Annotated in this window: 18 protein-coding genes; 9 read left to right on the forward strand and 9 right to left on the reverse strand. The window is 73.2% G+C overall.

Annotated features, from left to right (window positions below; genetic code table 11):
• Positions 1–18: 18 nt before the first annotated feature.
• From ACWD6P_RS15905 to ACWD6P_RS15915, 3 genes are all read left to right on the forward strand, one after another.
• On the forward strand, positions 19–969 hold the full coding sequence (locus tag ACWD6P_RS15905; protein ID WP_451444660.1) for a hypothetical protein: 951 nt from the start codon (positions 19–21) through the stop codon (positions 967–969).
• Positions 970–1,096: 127 nt separating this feature from the next.
• Positions 1,097–1,873: an Fpg/Nei family DNA glycosylase gene (locus ACWD6P_RS15910; protein WP_451444661.1), complete on the forward strand. Its 777-nt coding sequence runs from the start codon at positions 1,097–1,099 to the stop codon at positions 1,871–1,873.
• Between the two features lie 119 nt (positions 1,874–1,992).
• Positions 1,993–2,388, forward strand: a complete 396-nt coding sequence (locus ACWD6P_RS15915; protein ID WP_451444662.1) for a VOC family protein — start codon at positions 1,993–1,995, stop codon at positions 2,386–2,388.
• A 30-nt stretch (positions 2,389–2,418) separates the two neighbouring features.
• Here the strand turns inward: ACWD6P_RS15915 and ACWD6P_RS15920 are convergent, their stop codons facing one another.
• On the reverse strand, positions 2,419–2,910 hold the full coding sequence (locus tag ACWD6P_RS15920) for a MarR family winged helix-turn-helix transcriptional regulator (RefSeq protein WP_451444663.1): 492 nt from the start codon (positions 2,908–2,910) through the stop codon (positions 2,419–2,421).
• 73 nt (positions 2,911–2,983) lie between these two features.
• Here ACWD6P_RS15920 and ACWD6P_RS15925 point away from each other — a divergent pair, with 73 nt between their 5' ends.
• Positions 2,984–4,117, forward strand: a complete 1,134-nt coding sequence (locus ACWD6P_RS15925; RefSeq protein WP_451444664.1) for a questin oxidase family protein — start codon at positions 2,984–2,986, stop codon at positions 4,115–4,117.
• Positions 4,118–4,137: 20 nt separating this feature from the next.
• On the opposite strand, the gene ACWD6P_RS15930 is transcribed toward ACWD6P_RS15925, so the two are convergent.
• The gene (locus tag ACWD6P_RS15930; RefSeq protein ID WP_451444665.1) at positions 4,138–5,202 is read right to left on the reverse strand and encodes an Lrp/AsnC family transcriptional regulator; all 1,065 of its coding nucleotides are present in this window, start codon (positions 5,200–5,202) and stop codon (positions 4,138–4,140) included.
• Positions 5,203–5,397: 195 nt separating this feature from the next.
• Between ACWD6P_RS15930 and ACWD6P_RS15935 the strand changes: the two genes are divergently transcribed.
• Positions 5,398–6,873, forward strand: coding sequence for an MFS transporter (locus ACWD6P_RS15935; RefSeq protein WP_451444666.1), 1,476 nt, complete (start codon positions 5,398–5,400; stop codon positions 6,871–6,873).
• 632 nt (positions 6,874–7,505) lie between these two features.
• Positions 7,506–9,353, forward strand: coding sequence for an ABC transporter ATP-binding protein (locus ACWD6P_RS15940; RefSeq protein ID WP_451444667.1), 1,848 nt, complete (start codon positions 7,506–7,508; stop codon positions 9,351–9,353).
• 18 nt (positions 9,354–9,371) lie between these two features.
• Here ACWD6P_RS15940 and ACWD6P_RS15945 read toward each other — a convergent pair whose 3' ends face one another.
• From ACWD6P_RS15945 to ACWD6P_RS15955, 3 genes are all read right to left on the reverse strand, one after another.
• Positions 9,372–12,134 carry a SpoIIE family protein phosphatase gene (locus ACWD6P_RS15945; protein ID WP_451444668.1) on the reverse strand — a complete coding sequence of 921 codons (2,763 nt, stop codon included), beginning with the start codon at positions 12,132–12,134 and terminating at the stop codon, positions 9,372–9,374.
• Between the two features lie 601 nt (positions 12,135–12,735).
• Positions 12,736–16,743, reverse strand: a complete 4,008-nt coding sequence (locus ACWD6P_RS15950) for an nSTAND1 domain-containing NTPase (protein ID WP_451444669.1) — start codon at positions 16,741–16,743, stop codon at positions 12,736–12,738.
• 881 nt (positions 16,744–17,624) lie between these two features.
• Positions 17,625–18,074 carry a DoxX family protein gene (locus tag ACWD6P_RS15955; protein WP_451444670.1) on the reverse strand — a complete coding sequence of 150 codons (450 nt, stop codon included), beginning with the start codon at positions 18,072–18,074 and terminating at the stop codon, positions 17,625–17,627.
• Positions 18,075–18,265: 191 nt separating this feature from the next.
• On the opposite strand from ACWD6P_RS15955, the gene ACWD6P_RS15960 reads away from it, so the two are divergent.
• A complete protein-coding gene (locus ACWD6P_RS15960) occupies positions 18,266–19,483 on the forward strand; it encodes an amidohydrolase family protein (RefSeq protein ID WP_451444671.1) in 1,218 nt (405 codons plus the stop codon).
• 95 nt (positions 19,484–19,578) lie between these two features.
• Here the strand turns inward: ACWD6P_RS15960 and ACWD6P_RS15965 are convergent, their stop codons facing one another.
• Both ACWD6P_RS15965 and ACWD6P_RS15970 read right to left on the reverse strand, forming a co-directional pair.
• Positions 19,579–20,103, reverse strand: a complete 525-nt coding sequence (locus ACWD6P_RS15965; protein WP_451444672.1) for a hypothetical protein — start codon at positions 20,101–20,103, stop codon at positions 19,579–19,581.
• 182 nt (positions 20,104–20,285) lie between these two features.
• Positions 20,286–21,203 (reverse strand): helix-turn-helix domain-containing protein, encoded by a 918-nt coding sequence (locus ACWD6P_RS15970; protein WP_451444673.1) that lies wholly within the window; start codon positions 21,201–21,203, stop codon positions 20,286–20,288.
• Between the two features lie 98 nt (positions 21,204–21,301).
• On the opposite strand from ACWD6P_RS15970, the gene ACWD6P_RS15975 reads away from it, so the two are divergent.
• Positions 21,302–22,099 carry an NAD(P)H-dependent oxidoreductase gene (locus ACWD6P_RS15975; protein WP_451444674.1) on the forward strand — a complete coding sequence of 266 codons (798 nt, stop codon included), beginning with the start codon at positions 21,302–21,304 and terminating at the stop codon, positions 22,097–22,099.
• Positions 22,100–22,111: 12 nt separating this feature from the next.
• Here the strand turns inward: ACWD6P_RS15975 and ACWD6P_RS15980 are convergent, their stop codons facing one another.
• Entirely contained in the window at positions 22,112–22,870 is a 759-nt protein-coding gene (locus ACWD6P_RS15980) for a glycosyltransferase family 2 protein (RefSeq protein WP_451444684.1), read from the reverse strand.
• Positions 22,871–23,093: 223 nt separating this feature from the next.
• Positions 23,094–24,308, reverse strand: a complete 1,215-nt coding sequence (locus tag ACWD6P_RS15985) for an MFS transporter (protein WP_451444675.1) — start codon at positions 24,306–24,308, stop codon at positions 23,094–23,096.
• A gap of 157 nt (positions 24,309–24,465) precedes the next feature.
• Here ACWD6P_RS15985 and ACWD6P_RS15990 point away from each other — a divergent pair, with 157 nt between their 5' ends.
• Complete coding sequence (locus ACWD6P_RS15990) at positions 24,466–25,287, forward strand: helix-turn-helix domain-containing protein (protein WP_451444676.1); 822 nt, start codon at positions 24,466–24,468, stop codon at positions 25,285–25,287.
• Positions 25,288–25,358: the final 71 nt, after the last annotated feature.

A 25,358-nucleotide genomic window follows, 5' to 3' on the forward strand; every position in this document is an offset into this window, starting at 1 on the left:
ATCGGGAACCTTCCGGCCATGCGACATATGACCGCCTTCCTCGGCGCCGCGGTCCTCAGCGGGGCGGCGCTCGCCGTGTTCGCCCCCTTGGGCGCGCAGGCCACGACCGGCACCATCACCTTCCACACCCGGCCGAACAACAAGCAGTACGAGATCCTCGACCCCGGCGACGACCACTGCTACGGGCTCGGGGCCGGGGGCGGCCTGATCGAGAACGACACCCCCCTCGAACTCATCCTGTGGCCCTCCCGGGACTGCACGGGGAAGCCGCTGGGCAGGATCTGGGCCGGAGACTCGGCCGAGGTGGCGCGGTACGGCAGCCTCCAGCTGGACCCGGCCACCGCCCCGGACCCGGACCCGTCCGACTCGGACTACCCCTCCGACTCTGACTACCCGTCCGACTCCCCGGACCCGTCGGACCGCCCCGACCCGTCCGATTCGCCGGACCCGTCGGACCGTCCCGACCCGTCGCACTCGGCGGACCCGTCCGACCGCCCGGACCCCTCCGACTCGGCGGACCCGTCCGGGTCGCCGGACCCCTCCCGCTCGCCGGATCCGTCCCGTTCTCCGGATCCGTCCCGCTCCCCGGATCCGTCCCGCTCACCGGCGCCCTCCGGCTCTGCGGACCCCTCCGGCTCCGAGGACCCCGTGAACCACCCGGACCCGGTCAACTCCCCGGCGCCCGCGAGGTCCACGGCGCCCTCCAAGTCGCCGGTGCCCGCCAAGTCCCCGACCCCGGCGAAGTCCTCGGCTGCCACCAGGCCTCCGGCGACCGCCAAGTCCCCCGCCCCTGCGAAGTCACCGGTCCCTCCCATGTTCCCGGGCCCGGACAACTTCCCAGGTGCCTCCAGGCCGCCGGCTGCCTCCAGCGCCCCGCCCGTCACGCTGCCGGCCTCCCACGCGCCGACCCAGCTGGGTGATCGCCCCAGAGTGGCCGAGCGCCCCTCCGACGAGCTGCCCACGGGATAGCCCTCGCAGGTCGTCACACGGTGCCGGGATGCCGGGGGCCGGCCGCCAAGGCGGCGCGCTCCTCGGGCATCCCGGCCCGGTGGCCTGCGTACGAACCGACGGGCTCACAGGATTGGCGGTCGACGGGGTGCCCGAGCTGCCCGATGTCGAGGAGTTCCGGAGGATCTTCGCCCGCTGCGCACAGGGCAGGGTGATCCAGCGGATCGAGGTCCATGACGCGGGTGTGCTGCACGGGGTGAGTGCCCGGCAGCTGCGCCGTGCCCTCGAAGGCCGCCGGTTCGCGGCGCCCGAGCGGCACGGGAAGTGGCTGATCGCCCGCACCGGCGGCCCCACGCTGCTGCTGCACTTCGGGATGACCGGGGAGCTGGTGTGCGGCGCCCCGGCCGACGACGTCCAGGCACATGACCGCGTGCTGTTCACGCTGGGCCGCGGACGTCAGCTCCGCTACCGCGACCAGCGCAAACTCCAGGGGCTGTGGCTGGTCGACGACGCCGGGCTGGAGCGGAAGCTGGGCGGCCAGGGTCCGGACGCGGCGGCGATCACCCGCGGGGAGTTCCGGGCCGCGCTCGCCGGGCACCGGGGCAGCCTCAAGTCGGTCCTCATGGACCAGTCGGTGCTGGCCGGGCTCGGCAATCTGCTCGTCGACGAGGTCCTCTGGCGCGCCCTGCTGCACCCCGCCCGCCCGGCCCGCGAGCTCACCGGCGACGAGAGCGGGCGGCTGTACACCGAGATGCGCCGCACCCTGCGGTCGGCGGTGCGGGCCGGACGCGTACCGCCGCGCGACTCCTGGCTCACCGGGCACCGGGACGACGCCCACGCGGCCTGTCCGCGCTGCGACGCACCGCTGAGCCGCCGGCGCCTCGCGGGGCGGGGCACGGTGTGGTGCCCCCGGTGCCAGCCCTAGGGCTCCGGTGGCGCGCTCTAGGACGCCCCGCGTCCTAGAGCGCTCCTAGCGTCAGGAAGGCGGGCAGCGGCGATCCTCCGCTGCCCGGCACGACACGAGAGACGAGAGTGAGCACGACCATGACCGCAGACCACACCGGCGACCACACCGGCGAGACCGGCAACACCGCCCGGGTGAAGTGCGCGGCCTTCTGGGGCCACCACGGCCCGGCGCTCGCCGACTTCTACGCGGCCGCTCTGGGGTGGCGGGTCACCCAGACCTACGGCGACGCCGCGGCGATGATCAGCGACGGCACGACCAGCTATGTCTTCTACACCGCCAAGGACTTCAAGGCCCCCAACTGGCCCGAGGACGAGCTGGTGTTCCACCTCGACCTGTCCTTCGGCGACGTCGCGGCGGCCGAGCGGCGGCTGCTCTCGCTCGGCGCGACCAAGCCGGACCACCAGCCCGGCGGCAAGCACTGGACGGTGCTGCTGGACCCCTCCGGCCAGCCGTTCTGCATCAGCGCCGGCTGAGGCACCGTCCGCCTGACCCATTGGACAGGCCTAGCTCTGCACCTCGCGTACCCAGGCCGTGAGGCCGGCCAGGAAGCCGGCCCGGTCGCCGGGGGAGAGGCCGTCCAGCGCGCGCAGCAGCGGCTCGGTGCGGCGGGCGACGAAGGTTTCGAGCGGGGCGCGGTAGTGCTCGGACAGGGACACCAGGATCCGGCGGCGGTTGCCCGGGTCCTCGGCGCGTTCCACGATCCCGGCCCGGTTCAGGGCCCCGACCAGTTCACTGGCGGTCGGCAGCGAGACATGGAGCCGGCGGGCGATCTCGCTGACGGCCAGCGGCTCCCCGGCCAGCAGCTGCGGGAGCACGGCGCCGTGCCGGGGCGTCAGCCCGTGCGCCTCCATCGCCTCGCGCAGGGGTGCCGGCATGAGATCGCGCACCACCGAGCCACGGAAGAACGGCTCCAGCAGCGGTACGAGGCTGGTGATCCGCAGCTCGTCGGGGGTCGGCATCCGGGGCGCCTTCCCGGCCTCGTGCGTGTGCGGCATACTGCGAGTGTAGATGGTTTGGAGATCCAAACTGTTCGGATAGTCGAATGGGACAACCGAAAGGTGAGCCCGTATGCCGTCGCTCGATTACCGCGATGCCCTCAACGACGCCCTGGAGCGGATGGACGACCTCGGATACGAGCGCGGGCAGGGGGTGGACCTCGCCAACCACGGCCCGATGGGCGCTGAGGCGCTCGCCGTGCTCGGTCAGGAGGACGAGGTCGCCGCTTGGGTGCGCCGCTACCGGCGCGCGATGGAGCACCATGAGCCGCCCGCCGCGCGCTTCGCCCTGGACCCCGCCGACGAGTCCTCCTGGCGGCCGGCGCTCGGCGCCTTCGGCCGGGCCGGGGACTGGGAGCGGCTCTTCGTCCGCGAACTGGCCGAGGCCCACTGGCGCGAGGTCCTCGTCCGCTGGTGGCCCCGGCTGATCCCGGGCCTGTTCGCCGGTCTGACCCACGGCCTGATCCGCACCGCGCACGCGGTACGCGGTCTGCACGCCGCCGGCGCCGATCCGACGCGGCTTCAACTGAACGAACTGGCCAGGGGCTTGGCGTACTGGGCCGCCCGCTACGCCGCGCTGCCCGGCCGGCCCCGGCTGGGCGGGACCGATGCCCTGCCGGCCGCCGTCGCCGCGCTGCCCCGGGTGCCGCAGGACGGCGGGCTGGGGCCCGGCACCGCCCGCGACCGCCTGGAGTCCCTCGCCGAACTCCCCGGCTATCACGAGTCGTTGCAGCGGCTGGCGCCGGATCAGGCGCCCGGGCTGCTGGGCGAGATGACCGTCCAGTTCGCCGATGTCTACCTCGGCCACCCCGAGGTGTACCCGGTCCCGCTGGTCCACGGCGTCACCGCGCCGGCCGCCGTACGCCTTGTGCTCCCGCATCTGCCGCCCGCGCTGCACGAGCCGACGCTGCTCCGGCTGTGGCAGGTGCAGACGGCGTTCCTGCTGGCCTTCACCGTCGACCGGCGGGAGGAGGGCACGGCGGCCTGGCGCACGGAGCTCCCTGACCTGCCCCCGGTGGGCGAACTCGGCGCGCGGGCCGCCGAACACGGTGACGAGCACGTCATCAAGTTCACCGAGGCCTGTCTGCGCGAGTACGCCCTGCGGCCCGATCCGCGCTACCCGGCCGCCGCGTTCGCGGCACAGCGGCGGATACCGCGGCTGGACGCGGGCGGCGGCGTCGGCGGGGTGCGGGCGGACACGCCGTAGGGCCCGGCCCGGGCCGCGGCTCAGTCCCGGCGGTCCGGGGCCGTCCGGCGGCGTGCGGCGCGGGGCGGGGCCGGGGATGCGGCCGGGGGAGAGGGGCGGGCGGGGCCGGGAGGGGCGAGGGGGCCCGCGCCCTTGACGGTGCGCAGTACGGGCGCGGTCTCCAGGGTGTGGATCGCGCGGTGGCCGCCCAGGCGGCGGGTGAGGTAGTGGTGCAGGGCCGCGGGGCCGGGGCACAGGGCGTGTGCGACCACGTTCGTCCGGCCGGTGGTGGCGGCGACGAACGCCAGCTCGTCGTGCCGGGCCAGCGCGGTCGCGACCTCGTCGAGGTGCGTGGGGGCCACGGTCAGCCACAGCAGGGCCTGCGTGGTGGCTCCGTAGAGCGCGTCGTCGAACTCGACGTCGAAGAAGAGCGCGCCGCCCTCCCGCAGGGCGGCGAGGCGGCGTGCGACGGTGGCCGGTGACCAGCCGGTGGCCGCGGCCAGTTCGGCGAGGGCGGTCCGGCCGTCCCGCTGGAGCGCGGTCAGGAGTGCGTGGTCGGTGTCGGCCAAGTGCTCGGCGGGGGAAGGACGTTGGCCGCCCTCGACGCTCTCACGGGGCGTCAGCCGGCGCTGCTGGGCCGCGTCCAGGATGGCGACGCGGCCGCGCCAGGCCGTGGGGCCGCCGAGGTAGGTGTGGAGCAGGTAGTGGGCGGAGACCGCGGTGATGCCGGCGGTGCGCGGGATGTCGTGCAGCAGCAGCGGGTGGTCGCCGAAGCCGTCGGCCGGGGTGTGCACCACCGCGATGATCTCGGTGCCGCCGGAGGCCAGCTTCACCCAGGACGTGTCGGTGCGCCGGGCCAGCGCCCGGGCGAGGTCCTGGGCGCTGTGCGGGGCGGCGGTCAGCCGCACCAGCCACTGCGCCCGGCCCGCGCGGTGCGGATCGGCGAGTCCGACGACCCGCAGCCCGGCCTCGGCGCACAGCCGCCGGTAGCGGCGGGCCACGGTCTGGGTCGACACCCCCAGCACGGCGGCGATCCTGCTGAACGGCGCCCGCCCGTCGAGGTGCAGCGCGTGGATCAGCCCGCGGTCGACGTCGTCCAGCCCCATGGCAGCGCCCTCCGTGGATCATGGCCGTCCGCATCCTCGTGCGGGGCGGCCGCCCGCCTCCATCATGGATGAATCCTTCAGCAGATCTGCTCCGGTGGAAAAGATCAGCGATCTGAGAGCTGTAGGTGGAACACCCGCGGTGCGCGCCCGCACGCTCTGCCGTGCATCTGCCGCATCTGCTGAAGGGAGCCACCCATGCCGTACCCCCGGCGCTGGGCCGCCCTGGTGGTCCTGCTGATCGCCGAGGCCATGAATCTGCTCGACACCACGATCATGACGGTCGCCGCCCCGGTGATCCATGCCGACCTCGGCGGGCCCGCCGCCGGCATCCCCTGGTTCAGCGCCGCCTGCACGCTGCCGTTCGCGGTGCTGCTGATCACCGGTGGCCGGCTCGGCGACATCGCCGGGCGCCGGCGCATCCTCCGGATCGGGACCGCCGGGTTCGTGGCCGCCTCGGTGCTCTGCGCGCTGGCCGCCTCGCCCGCGGTGCTGATCGCCGCGCGGGCCGCCCAGGGCGCCGCGGCCGCGCTCGTGATCCCGCAGACCATCGGCCTGATCCGGAGCATGTTCGACGGCGGTGAACTGGCCAGGGCCATGGGCAGCATCGGCCCGGTCATGGGCCTGGCCGCGGTGTGCGGTCCCGTCCTCGCGGGCGTGGTGACGCACGCCGATCTGCTCGGCTCCTCCTGGCGGGCGGTCTTCCTGATCAACGTCCCGCTCGGCCTCGGGGTGCTCGCCGCGACGCCCCTGCTGCCCGAGGACCGCTCCGCGCGGCGGCCGCGCCTCGACCTGGCGGGCACGGTGCTGGCGATCCTCGGCACGGGCCTGACCATCCAGCCGCTCATCGACAGCGGCCGCTCCTGGGGGGCGCCCCGGCCCTGGGCGGTGCTGGCCGCCGGCCTCGCGGTGCTGGCGCTCTTCGGCGGCCACCAGCGCCGTCGCGCGGCGCGGGGCCGCAGTGCGCTGGTCGAGGCCGGGCTCTTCAGGGACCGCGGCTTCCCCGCCGCGCTGGCCGCTTCCGTGCTGTTCTTCGCGGCGATCAACGGGCTGATGATGGTCATCGTGCTGCAGCTCCAACTCGGGCCGCACACCGATGTCCGCTCCGCCGGACTCACGCTGCTGCCGTGGTCGGGCGCGATGGCGGTCTCCTCCTGGAGCGCGGGCGCCCGCCTGGTGCCCCGCTACGGCTCACGCGTGATGTTCGCCGGTCTCGCCGCCCTGATCGCGGGCTCCCTGGCCGCGATCGCCGTCTACGCGAGCGGCCCGGCGACGTCCTACCCGTGGCCGCTGCCGCTGGCGCTGGCGGTCGGCGGCCTGGGGCAGGGGCTGTTCGCCGTCGCGTTCTTCACCACCGCCCTGCGCCGGGTCCGCCCGTACGAGACGGGATCGGCGGCCGGGCTGCTCAACGCCGCCCAGCAACTCGGCGGCACGCTCGGCGTCGCGCTGCTCGGCGCGGTCTTCTTCCGCGCCGCCACACCGGTGTCCGGTGCCGCCGCACCGGCCGCGGCCGGTGCGCTGCACGGCGCCCGTGACGCCTTCGCGGCCGGGCTCGTACTCCTCGCCGCCACCGGCGTCGCCGCGGCGCTCATGCACCGCCCGTCGCCCGGCCCGTCGGCCTCGGAGCGCCGCCATCGAACCGTCAAGTCCCGTACCGGCTACGGAGGGTCATAGATGCCTGGTGAGGACGGCTCCGCCGAGGCGCCGTCGTCGTATCCGGAGCGTGAACAGGCGCCACTCTGTGGTGTTACGCGAAGATTTTCCGCTTATGTCTGAAATTTCACGCATTTTTCCTTGTTGGTTGGTAGGTCGGCGTCGTAGCTTGGGAGTTGACGAACCCGTAAAGAGCTCGTCAGCAAGGATTCAAAACCGAGGAGGCGAGCATGAGCTTCCGGAATGTCTTCCCCCGTAGGCGCAACCACTGCGATGACTGGGACGACCACGGCAGGGGCCGCGGACGTCGGCGCGGCCGCCGTAGGCACGGCCGTAGGAACCGTAGGCGTCGCTACTTCCGCTACTACGACTGACCCAAAGCTCTGAGCTCGAGGCTGGCTCGCGTGATACGCGGGTCCGCCTCGTGTGTATAAGGGGCAATCAGCGCTACCCAGTCCCGGCCTTCCCGGGCAGCCCGAGATGACGTAGTCACCATGCACCTGCGCAGCTCACGCCCGCGAGCGGCGCCCGATCCGCCGCCCGATACGCAAACGGCGCCCTATACGGAAACGGCGCCCGCCCCGCCCCAACAGGGCGCCGTATCACCGCCCGTTGGCCAGGGCGAAGGCCTGGGGCGCGGCCTGTGGGGGGCGATGGCGGACCCCACGATCCGCACCAGGCGCGTCGGGCTCAAGGAGTCGGTCCGCCGCTTCTGGCCGCTGACCAAAGGCGACCGCCGCTGGATCGTGCTGGTCTGTCTGGCCGCCATCGCGGCCGCGGTCACCGAGACCGTGGCGATCCTCGTCTTCGCCCAACTCACCGACAACGCCCTGCAGAAGGGCTCGGTCAGCGCCTTCTGGCAGCCCGCCGGAGTATGGCTCGGCGTCGCCGTGGCCGGCGCGGTGGTCGGCTACCTCGGCAACTCGCTCGCGGCCTGGACCGCCGAGCGCTTTGTGATGCGGCTGCGGGCCCGCACCTTCGCCCATCTCCAGGAGCTGCCGCCGCACTTCTTCCAGCGCAACCGCCGCGGCGACCTGGTCGAGCGGATGACCGGCGATGTCGACGCCATCGAAGAGCTCGTGGTCTCCGGGCTCGTCCAGGCCGTCTCCGCCGTGTTCGGCATCGTCTTCTACGCCGGTGCCGCCCTGTGGCTGCGCTGGGAGCTGGCGCTGGCCACCTTCCTCCTGGCCCCGGTGTTCTGGTACGCCACCCACCGCTTCACCGGCCGGGTCAAGGAGATCTCCCGCCGTGAGCGCGCCGCGGACGGCGCCATCACCTCGGTCGTCGAAGAAGGCCTGGTGAACGTCGTCATGACGCAGGCCTACAACCGCCAGCGCGACGAGGAGAAGCGGCTCCAGCACCGGGCGGACAGCTGGTTTCGGGCCTCGGTCAGCAGCGCCCGCCTCAACGGGCTCTACGAGCAGGTCGTGGAGCTCCTCGAAACGCTCTGCGTGCTGGCGATCATCGGCCTCGGAGCGTGGGAGATCTCCGCGAACCGCATGACCCTCGGACAGCTGCTGGCCTTCGCCGCCTTCGTCGGCTACCTCTACCCGCCGATCCGCGCCCTGGGCCAGCTCGGTCTGACCGCCACCGAGGCGACCGCCGGCTCCGAGCGCCTGCTGGAGATCCTCGACGCCCGCCCCGCCGTGGCCGACCCGCCCCCCTCACTGGCCGCCCCGCCGCGCATCGACCGCGCCATCGGGGAGGTGGAGGCGCGGCACGTCGACTTCCGTTACCCCAGCAGCCCCGAGGACGTCCTGCACGACTTCTCCTTCACCGCGGTCCCCGGCGAACTGCTGGTCATCACCGGTCCGAGCGGCGCCGGCAAGTCGACCCTGGCCGCCCTGCTGCTGAGGTTCTACGACCCGGACGCCGGCAGCATCAGGCTGGACGACGTGCCCGTCAACCAGATGCCGCTCGCCCAGCTCCGCCGCAACATCACGCTCCTGCCGCAGGACACGCTCGTGCTGCACGACACCGTGGAGGAGAACATCGCCTGCGGACGCGTCCGGGCCCACGCCTCCCACGACGAGGTCGTAAGCGCCGCCCGCGCGGCCGACGCCCACGCCTTCATCACTGCCCTCCCGGAGGGCTACCAGACCGTCATCGCCCCCGGCACCGCCCGCCTCTCCGGCGGACAGCTGCAGCGCATCGCGATCGCCCGCGCCATGCTGCGCGACGCCCCGGTACTCGTCCTCGACGAGCCGACCACCGGTCTGGACGTGCTGGCCACCCAGCGCATCCTCACCCCGCTGCGGCGCCTGGCCGAGGGCCGCACCACGATCGTGATCAGCCATGACCTGGACCTCGCCGCGGACGCCGACCGCGTCCTCGTCCTGGACCACGGCCGCCTCGTGGAGTCCGGCACCCACCCCCAACTCCTGGCCCGGCACGGCCTGTACGACACCCTCTTCCACGCCCAGCCGCCCGCCCGCGCGCACAACGGGGCACCGAGCCCGGCCGGCTACCCCGCCGGGGGCCGCACGGGCCTCATCGGCTGAGCCGATCGGCTGAGCCGATCAGGGCAGCTCAAGCGTCTGCTCCGCCCAGATGATCTTCCCGTGCGGGGTGTAGCGGGTACCCCAGCGCTGAGCGAGCTGGGCGACGAGGAAGAGACCGCGGCCGCCCTCGTCCTCCGCGGCGGCGTAGCGCAGATGCGGGGCGGTGCTGCTGGTGTCGGAGACCTCGCAGATCAGGGTGCGGTCGAACAGCAGGCGCACCCGGATCGGGCCGGTGGCGTGGCGGATGGCGTTGGTGATGAGCTCGCTGACGATGAGCTCGGTGGTGAAGCCCATCTCCTCCAGGCCCCACCGCGTCAGCTGCCGGGTGATCTCGGCCCGGGCCTCGGCCACGGCCGCGGGGTCGGAGGGCACCTCCCGCTCCGCGATGCGGTCGGGGCTCAGCCGGCGGGTGCGGGCGACGAGCAGGGCGATGTCGTCGCGCTGGCGGTCCGGCAGCAGCGCGGCGAGTACGGCCTCACAGGTCTCGTCCGGCGTCCGGCCGGGGTGCGCCAGCGTCGCGGACAGCAGCTGCAGCCCGGCGTCGATGTCCCGCCTGCGGTCCTCGACGAGACCGTCGGTGTACAGGACGAGGCTGCTGCCCTCGGGCAGGGGCAGGTCCACCGCCTCGAAGGGCAGCACACCCAGGCCGAGCGGCGGGCCGGCGGGGAGCTCGGGGAACTCCACGGTGCCGTCCGGGGCGACCAGCGCCGGCAGGAGGTGGCCGGCGCGGGACATGCTGCACACACCGGAGGACGGGTCGTAGATCGCGTACAGGCAGGTGGCGCCCGCGACCGTGGCCTCCTCGCCCGCCGCACCCGCCTCCTGGTCGATGCGGCTGATCAACTCGTCCAGATGGCTGAGGAGTTCGTCGGGCGGCAGATCGAGGGTGGAGAAGTTCTGCACCGCGGTGCGCAGGCGGCCCATCGTGGCGGCGGCGTGCAGACCGTGACCGACCACATCGCCGACGACCAGGGCGACCCGGGTGCCCGGCAGGGGGATGGCGTCGAACCAGTCGCCGCCGACGCCGGTCTGCGCGGGCAGATAGCGGTGGGCGACGTCGAGGGCGTTCTGCTCGGGCAGACCGCGGGGGAGCAGACTGTGCTGCAGCGTGACGGCCATGGCGTGCTCGCGGGTGAAGCGGCGCGCGTTGTCGATGCACACGGCCGCGCGGGCGGCCATCTCCTCGGCCAGGGACAGCTCGCCCTCCTCGAACGGGTCGCGCTCGCGAGAACGCCAGAAGTTCGCGACCCCCATGAGCACACCGCGTGCCTGCAGCGGCACGGTGATCAGCGACTGGCACCCGTGTTCGAGGACCCGCCGGAAGCGCTCGGGGTCCTGCTCGCGCCAGTGGTCGGCGCCCCGCAGATCGGGTACGAGCACGGACTGCCCGGTGACGAAGACCGTGGCCATCGGCGTGCGCGGGGTGTACGTGTGGAGCTCGCCCGCCCGGTAGAGGGGGTGGTCGTCACGGATGCCGGCCAGCGCCACCCGGCGCAGCTCCGGAGCCTCGCGGTAGGCCCCCTGCGGCGGCTCGTCGCCGCTGAGCACGGCCTCGGCGAGATCGACGGTGACGTAGTCGGCGAACCGGCCCACGGCGACCTGCGTCAGCTCCTCGGCGGTGCGCCGTACGTCGAGGGTGGTGCCGATCGCCACGCTCGCGTCGTACAGCAGCCGCAGGCGGCTCTGGGCGGCCTCGGCCTTCCCGGCGAGGGCGAGCAGCTCGGTGGAGTCCCGCAGGGTGGCCACGCTGCCGGGCGGCCCGCCCCGGCGGTCCGTGGGCCGGTTGTTCACCGCCAGCAGCCGGTCCCCGACCTGGAGCACCTCGTCGGTGATCACGCGCCGGGAGAGCAGCAGCTCGGACGTCCGCGGGGAGAGCCCGAGCTCGGCGACGGGGCGCCCCTCCACGTCGGGCGCCAGCCCGAGCAGCCGGCGCGCCTCGTCGTTCGCCAGCAGCACGCGCCCGTCCGCGTCGACGATCAGCACGCCCTCGCGCACGGCGTGCAGCACCGCGTCGTGGTGCTCGTACACCCGGGTCATCTCCGCCGGGCCCAGCCCGTGGGTCTGGCGCAGCAGCCGCCGGCTCACCAGGGCCGTACCCGCCGTGGCCAGGGCGAGCGCGGCCGCCCCCGCGCCGAGCACGACCGGCAGCTGCCGGTCGATCGCGCTGCTCACACGGGTGACCCGCAGGCCGGACGACACCATCGCCACCACCTTGCCGCGGGCGTCGCGCACCGGGACGACCGCCTGCACCTCGCGGCCGAGCGGGCCGTTGACGCTCTCCAGCGTGACGCGGCCGTTGCGCGCCGGTCCGATGGTGCCGACGAAGTGCTTGCCGATCAGCTCGGGCTTCGGGTGCGTGTAGCGGATGCCGTCCCGGTTCATGACGACGATGAAGTCGACGCCGCCGCGCTTGCGGGCGTCCTCCGTCAGCGGCTGGAGCACCGCGGACGGGTCCTTCCCGCGCAGGGTCTCCACCAGGCCGGGGCTGTGCGCAAAGGCCTCGGCGGACGCGAGCGAACGGTCGCGGGCCCCCTGGAACCTGTCGCTGCGGGCCTGGATCAGCAGCGTGGCCACCGCGGCCACGACCAGCAGCAGGACGATCAGCACCTGCAGCACGAACAGCTGACCGGCGACGCTGTGAAGGCTCGCCAACGGACGCAGGCGCCGCACCGGCGTTCCCGGCGAGGCTGCACGCCGCTCCCGCCGGCTGCGGCCCGGGCGCCGACCGGTGAACCAGCGCCCCGAAGGCAGCCACGGGAAGCGGCCGGAATTTCGGGCCATGCCCCATGTGTACCGCTGACCTGATGAGTCCGACACACACCACGCCGGGCTCTCGCATGACTGTGCGACGCGAGCGGGGCCCCGGACGCCGCCGCGGGACGGAGAAACCGGGCCACGGATAGGGGCGGCGCTGAGCCGAACGGATGACGAGGCGGGGTTCGGGCCTCTGCCCAATTCAGCCCGGCGGCGGACCGGAGAGAGTTCGCCGGCCCGGGATGGGAAAGGCCGACCGGATGCGAAAGAAAGGAGAAAGGATCTCCTGCCCGAATGGCGGCCCGCTGTCCTGCCGTGTCGAAAGGGCCGCGCGGTGGGAAGTCCGGTGGTGAACGACGGACCGCGGCCACTGGAGCGCGAGGTCTCGCGGGAATGAAAGCGCCCGATCGCTGGCGACGGGGGATGCACCAGCGATCGGGCTAGGAGTAAGACTAGCAAGACTGCCCACGGAGCGGGAGTCAACTTCTGAATGACAAGGCAGAGTTGTGATCGGAGTCACGTGGTGGGGTCCGATAGCGGGCGGAGCGGAGAATCATGGTCCGAAGAACCGACCGCGGCGTCCTGTCCGGCGACCGGGGCGCATGCCGTAGGCCGGTCCTCCGCTTCGTTACGTGTCACACGGGGGCTCGTACGAGAGATGAGGAAGATATTCGCGCCATTTTTCCGGCGTGAGAACGCCCCGTGTGGTTGAACAAATGTGATGAATTGCCTTGTTGGCGTCGAGGCTCCAGAGCCGGACGGTACCGGCGCCGCTCGACACTCCGAGCATGTGGTTTTGGGGGCTGAACGACAGGAAATTGCCCGCCTTGGCGTTGGGGCTGGTCGATTGACCGATGGGAGTCGTGCGGGCGGGTTCCGTGACGTTCCAGAACCGGACCGTGTTGTCGTTGCCGCCGCTGGCGAGGGTGCGGCCGTCCTTGCTGAACGTCAGCGACACCACCGCTTCGGTGTGGCCCGTGAGCGGGGAGCCCAGCAGGGCGGCCTTGCGGGGGTGGGCCGTGTTCCAGAGCCGGACGGTGTCGTCGTCGCTGCCGCTGGCCAGGGTATGGCCGTCCGGGCTGTAGGCGAGCGCGTTGACGGGTCCCAGGTGCCCCGTGAGAGGCGCGCCGAGCGGGGCGGCATGACGCGGGTCGGCCGTGTTCCAGAGCCGGACGGTGGCGTCCGCGCTGCCGCTGGCGAGGGTGCGGCCGTCCGGGCTGAAGACGAGGGAGTTGATGTAGCCCTTGTGGCCGGTGAGCGGTGCGCCGAGCGGAACGACGTGGGACGGGTCGCCCACGTTCCACAACTGGACGGTGCGGTCGTCATAGGCGGTGGCCAGTGTGCGCCCGTCCGGGCTGTACGCCAGCGCGTCGGGGCCCATGAACCGGGTCCGCAGGGTGATCGGCGGCCCGGAGGAGACCGGCCGTTCCGGGTCGGTGACGTTCCACAGGTGCACCGTCCGGTTCTCCGTCAGCACCGCGAGCGTGCGGCCGTCGGGGGAGAACGCCATCGCACGCTGGCCGCCCTCGGCACGCATGAACGGTTTGCTCAGGGACACGGGCCGGCCGGGAGTCTGCACGTTCCACAGCCGGATCCGCCCGTCGCGCGCGGCCGTGGCGAGCACCCGGCCGTCCGGGCGGAACGCGGCGCTGCGGCCGATCATGTCCGACGTCGGCATCGACCACAGGCGGACCTTGCTGTCGCCGCTCCCGGTGGCGAGGGTCCGGCCGTCGGGGCTGAAACCGAGGGCGTACATTTCGCCGCTGCTGCCCGCGAGCGGCTCGCCGACCTGCGACGGGTACGCCGGATCGCTGACGTTCCACAGACTCGCCGTGCTGTCCGCGCTGGCGGCGGCGAGCATGTTTCCGTCGGGGCTGAAGGCCACGGACCAGATGGGACTGGTGTGGCCGGTGAGCGACGCGCCGAGCTGGGTGGCACGGCGCGGGTCGGACACGTCCCAGAGCCGGACGGTGTCGTCCGCGCTGCCGCTGGCGAGCGTGCGGCCGTCGGGGCTGAAGGCCACGGAGTGCACCAGGTCCGTGTGGCCGGTCAGCACCGCGTCGACCGGCTTCGGACGACGCCGGTCGGCCACGTTCCACAGCCTGATCGTGTCGTCGTCGCCCCCGGCTGCCAGCATCCGTCCGTCGGGGCTGAAGGCCACGGAGCGCACGGCGGCGGTGGGGCCGGTCAGCGAACCGAGCGCCTTCGGCCGGTCCGGGTGGGCCACGTCCCACAGGCGGACGGTGTGATCCTCGCCGGCGGAGGCCAGGGATCGCCCGTCCGGGCTGAAGGCGACCAGGTAGATCGTGCCGTCATGGCCGGTCAGGGGCGCACCGAGCGGCTTCGGGTGGCGGGGATCCCGGACGTCCCACAGCCGGATCGTGCCGTCGTCGCCGGCGGTGGCCAGGGTGCGGCCGTCCGGGCCGAAGACCGCGCTGCTCACCCAACTCCTGTGACCGGTGAGCGGCTTGCCCAGGGGTTCGGGGCGAGCCGGGTCGGCCACGTTCCACAGGCGTACGGTCCGGTCGTAGCTGGCGGTCGCCAGGAGCTTCCCGTCCGGGCTGAACGAGGTGAGGTAGACGGCGCCCGTGTGGCCGAGGAGCGGTGTGGCCAGCGGCGCGTTCACGATCGAGATCAGCCGGTTCTTGGTGTCCTTGTCGTCGGGCCGCCGACGGTGCGCCACCAGGTCGAGCTGGGCGGACAGCGACGGATCCGTGTACTGGACGCGATCGGCCTCGGCGAGCACCTGCGCGAACACGGCATCGTCCCGCTGCTGCCACGCGACCACCGCCGAACCGACGGCCAGCATCGCCATGACGACCAGGGCCGCCACCGCACCACGGCTGATCAGGACCGTGCGCTTGCGCAGTCTGACCGACGCGGCCAGGAACTCCACCGCGCTGCGGGTCAGAAAGGTGTCCCCGGCGGACTGTGCCCAGCTGCGGGCCTGCTCCAGACGGGAGCCCCGGTAGAGCAGCGACGGGTCGCGGTCCGAGCCCTCCCAGGCCCTGCCGTCCTCCTCCAGCCGCTGGCGCAGCAGATTGCCGTTCCGGTCCTCGTCGATCCAGTCGCGCAGGCGCGGCCAGGCGTGGAGCAGCGCTTCATGGGTGATCTCCACGGCTTCCGCGTCGAGTGTCACCAGCCGGGCGTGCACCAGCGCTTCGAGTGATTCCTGCGTTTTGTTCGGATCCGTCGACTCGTCCGCCAGTTGGCGCCGCGTGCCCCGTCTGCGGGTGGCCTGGGTGTCCTCGCCCAGCCGGACCAGCCTGAGGAGGAGCAGCCGCGCGGCCGTGCGTGCCGTCGGGTCGAGACCGGACCAGGCCCGCTCGGCGGTCGCCGCCACCGCTCCCTGGATTCCGCCCGCCGCGCGGTAGCCGGACAGCGTCAGCCGTCCCGCCTTCCGCCGCTGCCAGGTGGCGAGCAGGGCGTGGGACAGCAGCGGCAGCACCCCCGCGTCATGCGTCCCGCCGGGGCCGTCGGCGCTCACCTCCCGGATGATCAGCTCCGCCAGCCCCGGTTCGAGTTCCAGACCCACGGCCTTGGCCGGGCCGGTCACCGCTTCGCGCAGCTCCGCGGCGGTCAGCGGCCCGAGCACCATGTGGCGGTGCTGCAGCGCGTCGGCCAGTTCGGGGTGGCCGAGGCACTGCTCGTAGAAGTCGGCACGTATGCCGATGATGACGAGGGCGGGGGCCTGCTCGCCCGGCCCGGAGGGCGTGCACGCGGCGTGCAGGAGCTGGATGAAGGTGCGCCTGGTCGCCTCGTCCGGGCAGAGGGTGAACGCCTCCTCGAACTGGTCCACGATCACCACCGGACGGGCGGCGGCGGACGTCTCCCGGCGCGCCCACGCGGTGACGGCCGCCCGCACCGCCCGCGCGAAGTGCGGAGTACCGGGCTCGGCCGCCGGCTCCTGTCCGCCGGAGAGGACGTCGGCCAGCCCGGGGATCTGGCGGGCCAGCTCCGCGAGAGGGTCGCTTCCCGGTACGAGCTGGAGGACCTCCCGGTCCCGGCCGCTCGCGTCCCCCAGCGCGCCCTTCTGCAGCGCGGGCACCAGGCCGGCGCTCAGCAGGGACGACTTCCCCGCCCCCGAGGCGCCCACGAGCATGACCAGGCCGCCCGTCTTCTCCGCGGCGCGCAGCTGGGCGACCAGGGCGCCCGTGCTCCGCTCCCGGCCGAAGAACCACCGGGCGTCCTGCTCGCGGTACGAAGCCAGCCCGCGGTACGGGCACACACCGGGGACGGCGGCGGCGTCGACCGGGGGACGCTCCTCCGGCGCGGACGTAGCGGTGCGGTCGCCGACCGGGTCGGCGACCGCTCGTTCCCACAGACGCTGCCACTGGCCGAGGTCGTACAGGCCCGCGGACACCGGCACGGGCCGCAGGCGCCGTGCCTGGGGGATCAGGATGTGCAGCACCGCGGTGAGCGCGGCGAACTGCGCGGGCACGTTCTTGGCCCGCCGCCAGTCGCTGATCCGTTGTACGGACACCCGAACCGGGCGGCCTCTTTCGTCGACCCGCTGCAGCCGGACGACTGCCTCTGCCACGCTCTTGAGGGGAGGGTTGCCGGCTTCCTTGTACAGCAGCGCGAGACGTTCCGCGAAGGCCGTGCGTGCCCCTGAGTCGGAACTCAAGGTCTCCACTCCTTACTTCCCCCGCGCCTGGACATCCGGACCGGAAAACCCACTTTATACGGCTGACCTGCGAGGAGACCGCCGGGCCGAGGCTCAGGCCTCCTCGCCGGGAGCCCCGGCTGGCAGGATCTCGCCGCAGCAGCGCAGCAACCGGGCGGCGCCTGGCCAGGCCACCGGTTCAGCGCTCGGAGAGGCAACTCATGGCGCCCGCCGTTCTCGGTCATCTTCCGCCGAAGTGACGAGAGCAACGGTTCTGGCACATGAGCCCGAGAGACCCGCGGACCCGGTCCCACCGGACCGCCGCGCCGCCACGGGTCCGTCCTGTCCTCGATCCGCGCCGGTACGGGGGGCGCGGATCGATGCCGCCCGCGCCGTTCGGCACCGGTCCCCACGAGGGGAGGGACCGGCGCCGAATGGCGCGACGTGTGGCGGGGCGCCGGGCACGACGCCCTTGGCGGCCGCGGCCTTTTCCTTGTCGCCTTTCCTTGCCGCCGGTGAATTCCCAGCGGGTGGAATCCACCGCGGCGGGCGTGATCCAGCCCGTCCGCATGACGGACGTACAGCCGGGGATGACGGTCGTTTGCCGCGGCGGCGGGGCCGGGGTGCGCCGCGGCCTTTCTTCCGGCGCCGATGGGGCAGGCGCAGAATCTCTTGGGAAATCGGGGCGGCTGACACCGGGTATGCGGGTCTGCGCGAGTTCGGTGCCGATAGTCGGAACACGAAAACGACCCGCTGGTCCGGTGGCATGGCGAACGGGTGCGGCGGAAATTGCGGTTGACGATGCGCTTTCCCCGGCCGCCCGCCGGGGGATGCGCACGAGGTGACACCGGACCATGACACCGGACCAGCGGGTCGTTTTCGTGCCCCGGCTACGGGAAAAGCCCGAGGGCCTACGGGAAAAGCCCGAAGGCGGCGTCGAGCGACCAGCTCTGCCAGCTCATGGCCAGGAGTGCGGTGGCGGAAATGAGCCCCATCATCAGGTTCTGCCCCTGCTCCGCCCAGTCGTGGATCATCAGTACGAGATAGATCAGATTGAGCACCAGCCCGGCGACCAGGGCTATCGGTGTCAGAAAGCCCGCGACGAGCCCGAGGCCGAGGGCGAGCTCCGCATGGGCGACGAGGTGGGCCATCAGCCGGGGGCGGGGCTTCACGAGGCGGTCGAAGCCCTTGCGGACGGCGGGCCAGCGATGGTCGGCCGCGACGCCGGCCGCCCAGGTGATGCCGCCGCCGGCGAACCAGGTCTTCTTGTCCTTGTGGCGCCAGCTCTCCAGCCACCACAGGCCGAGGCCGATGCGGAGGACGGCGAACCACTCGGCACCGCTGAGCCAGATCGTGTGCATGCTGCTCCCTCGGCTCGACTCGTTCAACGTCGGCTGACGGTGTGTCAGTTCAGCGGACATCGGCCGATCCCACAAGGGGCGGGATGACGGGCCTTGCCTTGTCGTCTCAGGGGTGAGCCCATAACCTCAAAACTGATGGGTCGTCAGGTATCGCTCCGGCGGACTCGCCGGCGGGTGGTTGGGGGTACAGCGTGATCAGCAGTGAGAGCGGCACGACGGAGCTTCCCAAGGTCATCAGCGTGGACGATCACGTGATCGAGCCCGCGCACCTCTTCGAGACCTGGCTTCCGAAGAAGTACCGCGACCGGGGGCCCAAGCCCTTCACCGCGGGCATCGGAGAGCTGGAGTACGTGGGCGGGAAGTACCGGTTCACCACCGACCCCGACGGTCAGATCACGGACTGGTGGGAGTACGAGGGGCTGTTCTTCCCGTACAAGCGCATCATCGCGGCCGTCGGCTTCTCCCGGGACGAGATGACGCTGGACGGGATCACCCGGGAGCAGATGCGGCGCGGGTGCTGGGACCCCAAGGCCCGGCTGGCGGACATGGACCTCAACCACGTGGAGGCCTCGCTCTGCTTCCCCACGTTCCCGCGCTTCTGCGGGCAGACCTTCGCCGAGGCCGAGGACAAGGAGGTGGGCCTCGCCTGCGTCCGGGCGTACAACGACTGGATGGTGGAGGAGTGGTGCGGGGACAGCGGCGGCCGGCTGGTTCCGCTGTGTCTCATCCCGCTGTGGGACGTCGACCTGGCGGTCGCCGAGATCCGCCGGAACGCCGCCCGCGGGGTGCGGGCGGTGACCTTCAGCGAGATCCCCACGTACCTCGGGCTGCCGTCCATCCACTCCGGGTACTGGGACCCGTTCTTCGCCGCGTGCGAGGAGACCGGCACCGTCGTGAACATGCACATCGGGTCCTCGTCGCAGATGCCCGCCGCGTCGCCCGACGCGCCGCCCGCGGTACAGGCCTCCCTGAGCTTCAACAACGCGATGGCGTCGATGATGGACTTCCTGTTCAGCGGCGTACTGGTGAAGTTCCCGCGGCTGAAGCTGGCGTACAGCGAGGGGCAGATGGGCTGGATCCCGTACGCCCTGGAGCGCGCCGACGACGTCTGGGAGGAGCACCGGGCGTGGGGCGGGGTGAAGGATCTGATCCCCGAGCCGCCGTCGTCGTACTACTACCGGCAGATCTTCTGCTGCTTCTTCCGCGACAAGCACGGCATCGAATCGATCGAGACCGTGGGCGTCGACAACGCGACGTTCGAGACCGACTATCCGCATGTCGACTCGACCTGGCCGCACACGAAGAAGGTGGCGGCCGAGCATGTGGCGGGCCTGACCGACGACGTGACGTACAAGATCCTGCGGGGCAACGCCATCCGGATGCTGGATCTCCCCTTCGACCGGGAGTGACCGACCGCCCGGCGCGCACGGGCCGGGCGATCCCGTCCGGCACCGCCGACGCCCCGCGGTGCGGGCCGGTGGTGCCGGACGGGGTGCGGTGGCCGCTACAGCCAGCCCGCGGACCTGGCCGCGGCGACGGCGGCCTTCTCGGCGGCCTCCGCCTCGGCGTTCAGGGCCGCGCTCCTGCCCAGCCCCTCCCTCCCCGCGGCCTCGCCGGCGGCCTGGGACGCCTTGAGGGCGGCGTGGTACGCGGCGTCGGAGAGTTCGCCGGCGCCGTGGGACTGCGCGATCCGGGAGGCGAGGACGGCGGCCGCGGCGGCGTTGCGGGCGTGGCGGGCGTCCGCCGCGGGGTCGGGGGCACTCCCGGTGAGCGCGGAGAGGGCCTCGGCGGACAGGTGGAGGGCGTTGGCGGCCTTCGCGGCAGCCGCCGTCGGCACCGGTACGACCTCCGCCCGGTCCTGCTCGACGCCGGCGAAGCGACAGGCCGCCCTGGCACGGCCGGAGGCGCTTCGCGCGCGTGCGGCGTGCCTCGTCCGGAGGGCGTCCTCCACGCTCTGCGACGGCGGTTCCCGGAGCAGGGCGACGTGGTCCTGTGAGGTGTCCTGTTGCTCACCGCTGGTTTCGCTCATTGCCGTCCCCTTGTCTGTAAGAGCGACAGTGCCGCGTGTTCGGGTCCCGTCGTCGGCGCGGAGGCCTGTCGGGCGCGGGCCGTGCAACGGGTGTCGCGAAGGGTGGCACGTCGGGCATCAACAGGCCAGAGCGGCGGCCCTGTTGGGGCGGGGGGAAATCCCGTTCCCGGCCTTCGCCTCCGTCACCGGCGCGGGGCGAGACGGGCGAGCGCGTCGGCCTCCGGGCTGCCCTCCCCGGCGCTGAACACATGCACCACCAGGCCCGTTTCGCCGGGCGCCGCCGGCACATGGAGGGTCTCGAAGTCCAGGGTGAGCAGTCCGGCCTCCGGGTGCCGCAGCCGCTTGCGCCCCGCCGCGCACATGACGACCTCGCCGGTGGCCCAGATACCGCGGAACTCGGCGCTGTGCTCGGACAGTTCGGTCAGCAGCGCGGCCAGCTCCCGGTCGTCGGGGTAACGCCCGGCGGCGACCCGCAGCTGGCCCACGGCCTCGGCCGCCCTGTCCTCCCAGTCGGGGTGGACGAGCCGGGAGGCCGGATCCCGGAAGAGGTACCTGGCGTTGTTCCGGTCGCGGCGGGCCGGGTCGTCCAGGCCGCCGATCAGTTCGGCGCCCAGGCCGTTCCAGGCCACCACGTCGAGGCGGTGGTTCGTGGCGAAGGCCGGCAGGCCGGCCATGGCGTCCAGGATCCGCTGGAGCAGGGGGCTGACCCGGGCCTTCGGCACGGGGTCGCGCGGGGCGCCGGCCAGCGTGGCGAGGTGCCTGCGCTCCGCCGCGTCCAGGTCCAGCGCCCGGGCGAGTGCGTCGAGCACCTCGTGGGACGGCTGGGTCGCCCGGCCCTGTTCGAGACGTACGTAGTAGTCCACGCTGATCCCGGCGAGCTGGGCCAGCTCCTCGCGGCGCAGCCCCCGTACACGGCGGCGCCCACCGCCGGCGAGCCCGACGTGCTCCGGTGCGACGCGCCCCCGGCGGGCGCGCAGAAACCCGCCGAGCGCCCGCCGGGTGTCGCCGATCCCGTCGGCGCCGGTCCCGTCGGTGCCGTCGCGGTTCGCGATGCGGTTGCCCGGGCCGTCTGTGTGCTTGCTCTGATCCACGCCGCCCATGCGGTCAAGTATGGGTGGCCCCCGCGGTACCAGGATCGCCGGTCCGCCGGTCGAAGGGGGGGCTGGCTACCCGGCCGCGCCCGGGAGAGCGTGGCCGCATGACCGATGGCACGCCGCAGCAGCGGCCCCAGAAGATCCTTGTCGTCAGCGCCCACCCCGAGCCCCGTTCCCTCAACGCGGCTCTGGCCGACTTCGCGGTCGGGCATCTGCGCGCGGCGGGGCACGAGGTGCGGGTGTCCGACCTCCACGCGATGAAGTGGAAGGCGGCGCTGGACGCCGACGACTTCCCCGACCACGCCGCGGACCAGCGCCTCGACGTGCTGGCCGCCCATGAGCGGGCCACGCTCGCGGGCCGGCTGTCGCCCGACATCGCGGCCGAGCAGGAGAAGGTGCGCTGGTCGGACGCGGTGATCCTGCAGTTCCCGATGTGGTGGTTCTCGGTGCCCGCGATACTCAAGGGCTGGATCGACCGGGTGTTCACCAACGGGTTCGCACACGGCCCGGCGGTCCCTGCGCCCTACAGCGAGGGCGCCCTGGGAGGACGGCGCGCACTGCTGTCGACGACGATCGGCGCCCGGGAATCGGCGTTCTCCGACCGGGGCATCCACGGCAGCCTCCCCGACGTCCTCCACCCGCTGCAGCACGGCCTGTTCTGGTTCACCGGCATGGCACCGCTCGATCCGTTCGCGGTGTACGGCACGGTCGACCTGCCGCACGAGCGGTTCGCGGCGGTCACCCGGGAGTACGGCCGACGGCTCGACGGACTCTTCACCGACGAGCCGGTCCCCTTCCGCTCGCTCGTCGGCGGCGACTACGACCGCGAGATGCGGCTGCTGCCGGGCCTGGAGGCGCCCGGGACGAGCGGACCGGAGATCCATGTCCGTCCGCGCGGCTGAGCGGCGGGCACGTCAATCGGCGGTGGGAAAGCTCCACTTGAGGCGGGCGAGCTGCCGGGCCCTGGCCTCGATGACGGCCATGCGGGCGTCGCGCTCGGCGGTGTCGGTGTGGGGTGCCTGGCCGGTCATCTGGCCGGGCCACTTGCGGTAGTGGAGGCCCACCTCGGAGGAGAACCAGCCGCGGCTCGTGGCGTTCAGCGCGAGGAGCAGACCGGTGTCCTCCGAGGCCGGCAGGGCCATCCAGCCGCCGAGGGCGAGGAGCAGACCGCGGCGGACGAAGAGCGTCGCCGGGTGGACCTGGGCGCGGTAGCCGTTGGCCTTCCAGTGGTCGAGTACGGCCCCGCGCTCGATCGGACCGGGCTCGGGGTCGCCGGGGAAGCCGGCGGTGCTGCCGTCGGGGAGCAGGTCGAGGGCGCGTGAGGTGGCCCAGCCGAGGCTGCTGTCGCCTTCGAGGGCGGCCAGGTCGCGGGCCAGCGCACCGGGCGGCAACTGGTCGTCGGCGTCCAGCACCTTGACGTACTCGCCGTCCGCCTGCGCGAGGGCGATGGTGCGGGCGACGCCGGGGCCGCCGGGCCGTCCCTGCCGGAACGTCACCCGCTCGTCATCGGGGACGTACCGGGCGACCTCGTCGCTCTGCCCGTCCTCCTGGATGGTCCAGTGCCATGCCCACCCCTCGGGGAGCTCCTGCCGGCACAGCGACGCATACGCCTCCGGCAGGAAGTGCGCCGAGGGCGCATGGACGGCGGTGACGACGACGATGCGCCGGTGCACGGCGGTCACCGCCTCTCCGGGTCAGTGGTGAACTGCAACTGCGTGCGGATCTGCCCACGGAGACCGTCCGCGGTCCGCTCGTACGCCACTGGCATGGGTGCTCATCGTTTCGTCGCCTGGTGCCCCGGCCGGCCGGCCGACCCTCGCCCTCAGCGTACGGCTCCACAAGGGGCGCCGACGGGTGGGGGACAGGCGCGCGGGCGGGCCGGCCGCACCGGGGGCGTCAGCCGCGGTAACGGGCGCGGCCCACCGCGGCGGCCACGGTCAGCGGGACGGTGAGGAGCGCGGCGGTCAGGAACATGCCCCGGTAGGCGTGGTGTTCCGCGGGCCCGGCGGCGATGGCGCTGGCCAGGGCGCTGCCCACGTAGAGGGCCACGCCGAACATCGCGACGCCGGTGGCGCGGGCCGCCGGCGACAGGGCGGTGGCCCAGGACTGGATCGTGGAGTGCATGAACGACCAGCCACCGCCGAGCAGCAGGGCGCACCCCACCAGCGCGGGCACCGACGTACTGGCCGCGGCGAGGCCGAACGCCACCAGCATCTGCACCCCGCCGACCACGATCAGCCGCACCGGCGTCCAGCGCCCGACCAGCCGCTTGACCATCTGCGCCGCGGCCATCGAGCCCACGCCGTACAGCGCGGACACCGCACCGGCCAGCGTCGCCGAGGCGCCCTGGGCCTCCAGCGCGGGGGCGATGTACGTCAGGAAGCCCAGCAGGACGGCGCCCTCCAACATGGCGACGGCCATGACGTACCACTGCCAGCGCGACGTCAGGACGACCTTGAACGGGGCGAGCAGCGCACCGGGCGCCGCCCGCGGCGGCTCCGGCAGCCGGCGCAGGGCCACGACCAGGTAGACGGCGATCACGCCGGGCAGGGCGAAGACCAGCCGCCAGCTGACGTAGTGCGCCAGCGCCCCGGCGACGACGGTGGCCACGGCGGTGCCCAGCGCGAACGCGGTCATCAGCTCACTGAGCGGGCGCTGGCGGACGGCGGCGGGCACGGTGTCCCCGACGTAGGTGATGGACGCGGCGATGGACGCGGCGAAGAACGCGCCGGCCGCGACGCGGGCCACGATCAGCACCGTCGCGCCGGACGCGAGCACCGAGCAGAGAGCGGCGAGCGCGGCCCCGGCCAGCGAGATCCGCATGACCCGCACCCGGCCCAGCCGGTCGCTCGCCAGGCCCCAGACCGGCTGCATCAGCCCGTAGGCGAGGAAGTAGCCGCTGGCGGCGAGCATCACCGTGGTCAGCGGGACGCCGAGCTGCGTGCCGATGAGCAGCAGCATCGGGGTGATGCAGAAGCGGTCGAAGTTGCTGACGAAACCGGCCGCGCGCAGCAGGCGCAGCGCGGCGGCGGGCATCGGCGGGGCGGTCGGGCCGGCGGCCGTGGACGGAGGGGGTGCGGGGGTGGTGCGCGGTGAGTCGGCGGTGTCCATGGGGCTCCTTGTGTCGTGCCTGCCGGTGCGCTCGACCGGCGGCTCCAGCCCATCACCGCGGCCGGCCGGGGTGGCCCCGTAGCCGATTACCCTTGCTCACACCCTGGGGCGCGGTGCGCTGCCCCGGGAGCAGGCCGGCGCAGGGAGGGGTGGGGGCGTGAACGGCGGCGGACCGAGCGGCCCACGCCGCGAACTGGGCGCGTTCCTGCGCTCCCGCCGTGAGCGGCTGGCGCCCGCCGACGTGGGCCTGCCCGGCTCACCGCGGCGCCGTACCCCGGGGCTGCGCCGCGAGGAGGTCGCCGAGCTGGCCGGGGTCAGCAGTTCCTGGTACGCGTGGCTGGAGCAGGGCCGGGTCCGTACGTCGGAGCAGGTGCTGCGGTCCGTGGCGCGGGCGCTGCGGCTGAACGCGGACGAGACCGCGCATGTGCTGTCGTTCGTGGAGCACGCCGCGAGCGCCGAGCGGCCGCCGGGCTGGGTGTCGCGGAACCTGCTGTCGCTGGTGGAGTCGCTGGCGCCGAACCCGGCCGTGGTGCTCGACCCGCACTGGGACCTGCTGGCCTGGAACGCGGGGTACACGGCACTGCTCACCGACCTGGCGCGGCTGGCTCCCAAGCAGCGCAATCTGCTGTGGCTGGTGTTCCGCTGGCCGCCGGCCCGTACGCTGCTGGCCAGTTGGGAGCCGGAGGCGCGGAGTCTGCTCGGCCAGTTCCGGGCGAAGGCGGCCCGGCACCCGGAGGACTCCAGGTACGCCGAGATCACCGAGGAGCTGCTGGCCGACCCGGACGCGGCCGGCTGGTACGGCCGCCGGGAGACCTCGGCGTTCCATCCCGCCGTACGCCATTTCCGGCACCCGGTGGCCGGTGATCTGCGGCTGCGGTACGTCAAGCTCGCCGCCGTGGACGAGCCGGGCCACCACATGCTGGCCTACCTTCCCGACGACCAGGCGACGAAGGAGGCGCTGGGGGCGCTCGTGGGGTGAGCCGGCGCCGCTTTGCGCGGGCGGGCAGGCAGCGGTGACGGCCCGACCGCGGCGGAGCCTGCTGTCGGGCC

The organism is Streptomyces sp. NPDC002446, from assembly GCF_053595675.1.

Excerpts from the sequence above, each read along its gene's own strand:
- ACWD6P_RS15905 (WP_451444660.1), top strand. The coding sequence starts at position 19 with ATGCGACATATGACCGCCTTCCTCGGCGCCGCGGTCCTCAGCGGGGCG.
- ACWD6P_RS15915 (WP_451444662.1), top strand. The coding sequence starts at position 1,993 with ATGACCGCAGACCACACCGGCGACCACACCGGCGAGACCGGCAACACC.
- ACWD6P_RS15920 (WP_451444663.1), bottom strand. The coding sequence starts at position 2,910 with ATGCCGCACACGCACGAGGCCGGGAAGGCGCCCCGGATGCCGACCCCC.
- ACWD6P_RS15925 (WP_451444664.1), top strand. The coding sequence starts at position 2,984 with ATGCCGTCGCTCGATTACCGCGATGCCCTCAACGACGCCCTGGAGCGG.
- ACWD6P_RS15930 (WP_451444665.1), bottom strand. The coding sequence starts at position 5,202 with ATGGGGCTGGACGACGTCGACCGCGGGCTGATCCACGCGCTGCACCTC.
- ACWD6P_RS15935 (WP_451444666.1), top strand. The coding sequence starts at position 5,398 with ATGCCGTACCCCCGGCGCTGGGCCGCCCTGGTGGTCCTGCTGATCGCC.
- ACWD6P_RS15940 (WP_451444667.1), top strand. The coding sequence starts at position 7,506 with ATGGCGGACCCCACGATCCGCACCAGGCGCGTCGGGCTCAAGGAGTCG.
- ACWD6P_RS15945 (WP_451444668.1), bottom strand. The coding sequence starts at position 12,134 with ATGGCCCGAAATTCCGGCCGCTTCCCGTGGCTGCCTTCGGGGCGCTGG.
- ACWD6P_RS15955 (WP_451444670.1), bottom strand. The coding sequence starts at position 18,074 with ATGCACACGATCTGGCTCAGCGGTGCCGAGTGGTTCGCCGTCCTCCGC.
- ACWD6P_RS15965 (WP_451444672.1), bottom strand. The coding sequence starts at position 20,103 with ATGAGCGAAACCAGCGGTGAGCAACAGGACACCTCACAGGACCACGTC.
- ACWD6P_RS15970 (WP_451444673.1), bottom strand. The coding sequence starts at position 21,203 with ATGGGCGGCGTGGATCAGAGCAAGCACACAGACGGCCCGGGCAACCGC.
- ACWD6P_RS15975 (WP_451444674.1), top strand. The coding sequence starts at position 21,302 with ATGACCGATGGCACGCCGCAGCAGCGGCCCCAGAAGATCCTTGTCGTC.
- ACWD6P_RS15985 (WP_451444675.1), bottom strand. The coding sequence starts at position 24,308 with ATGGACACCGCCGACTCACCGCGCACCACCCCCGCACCCCCTCCGTCC.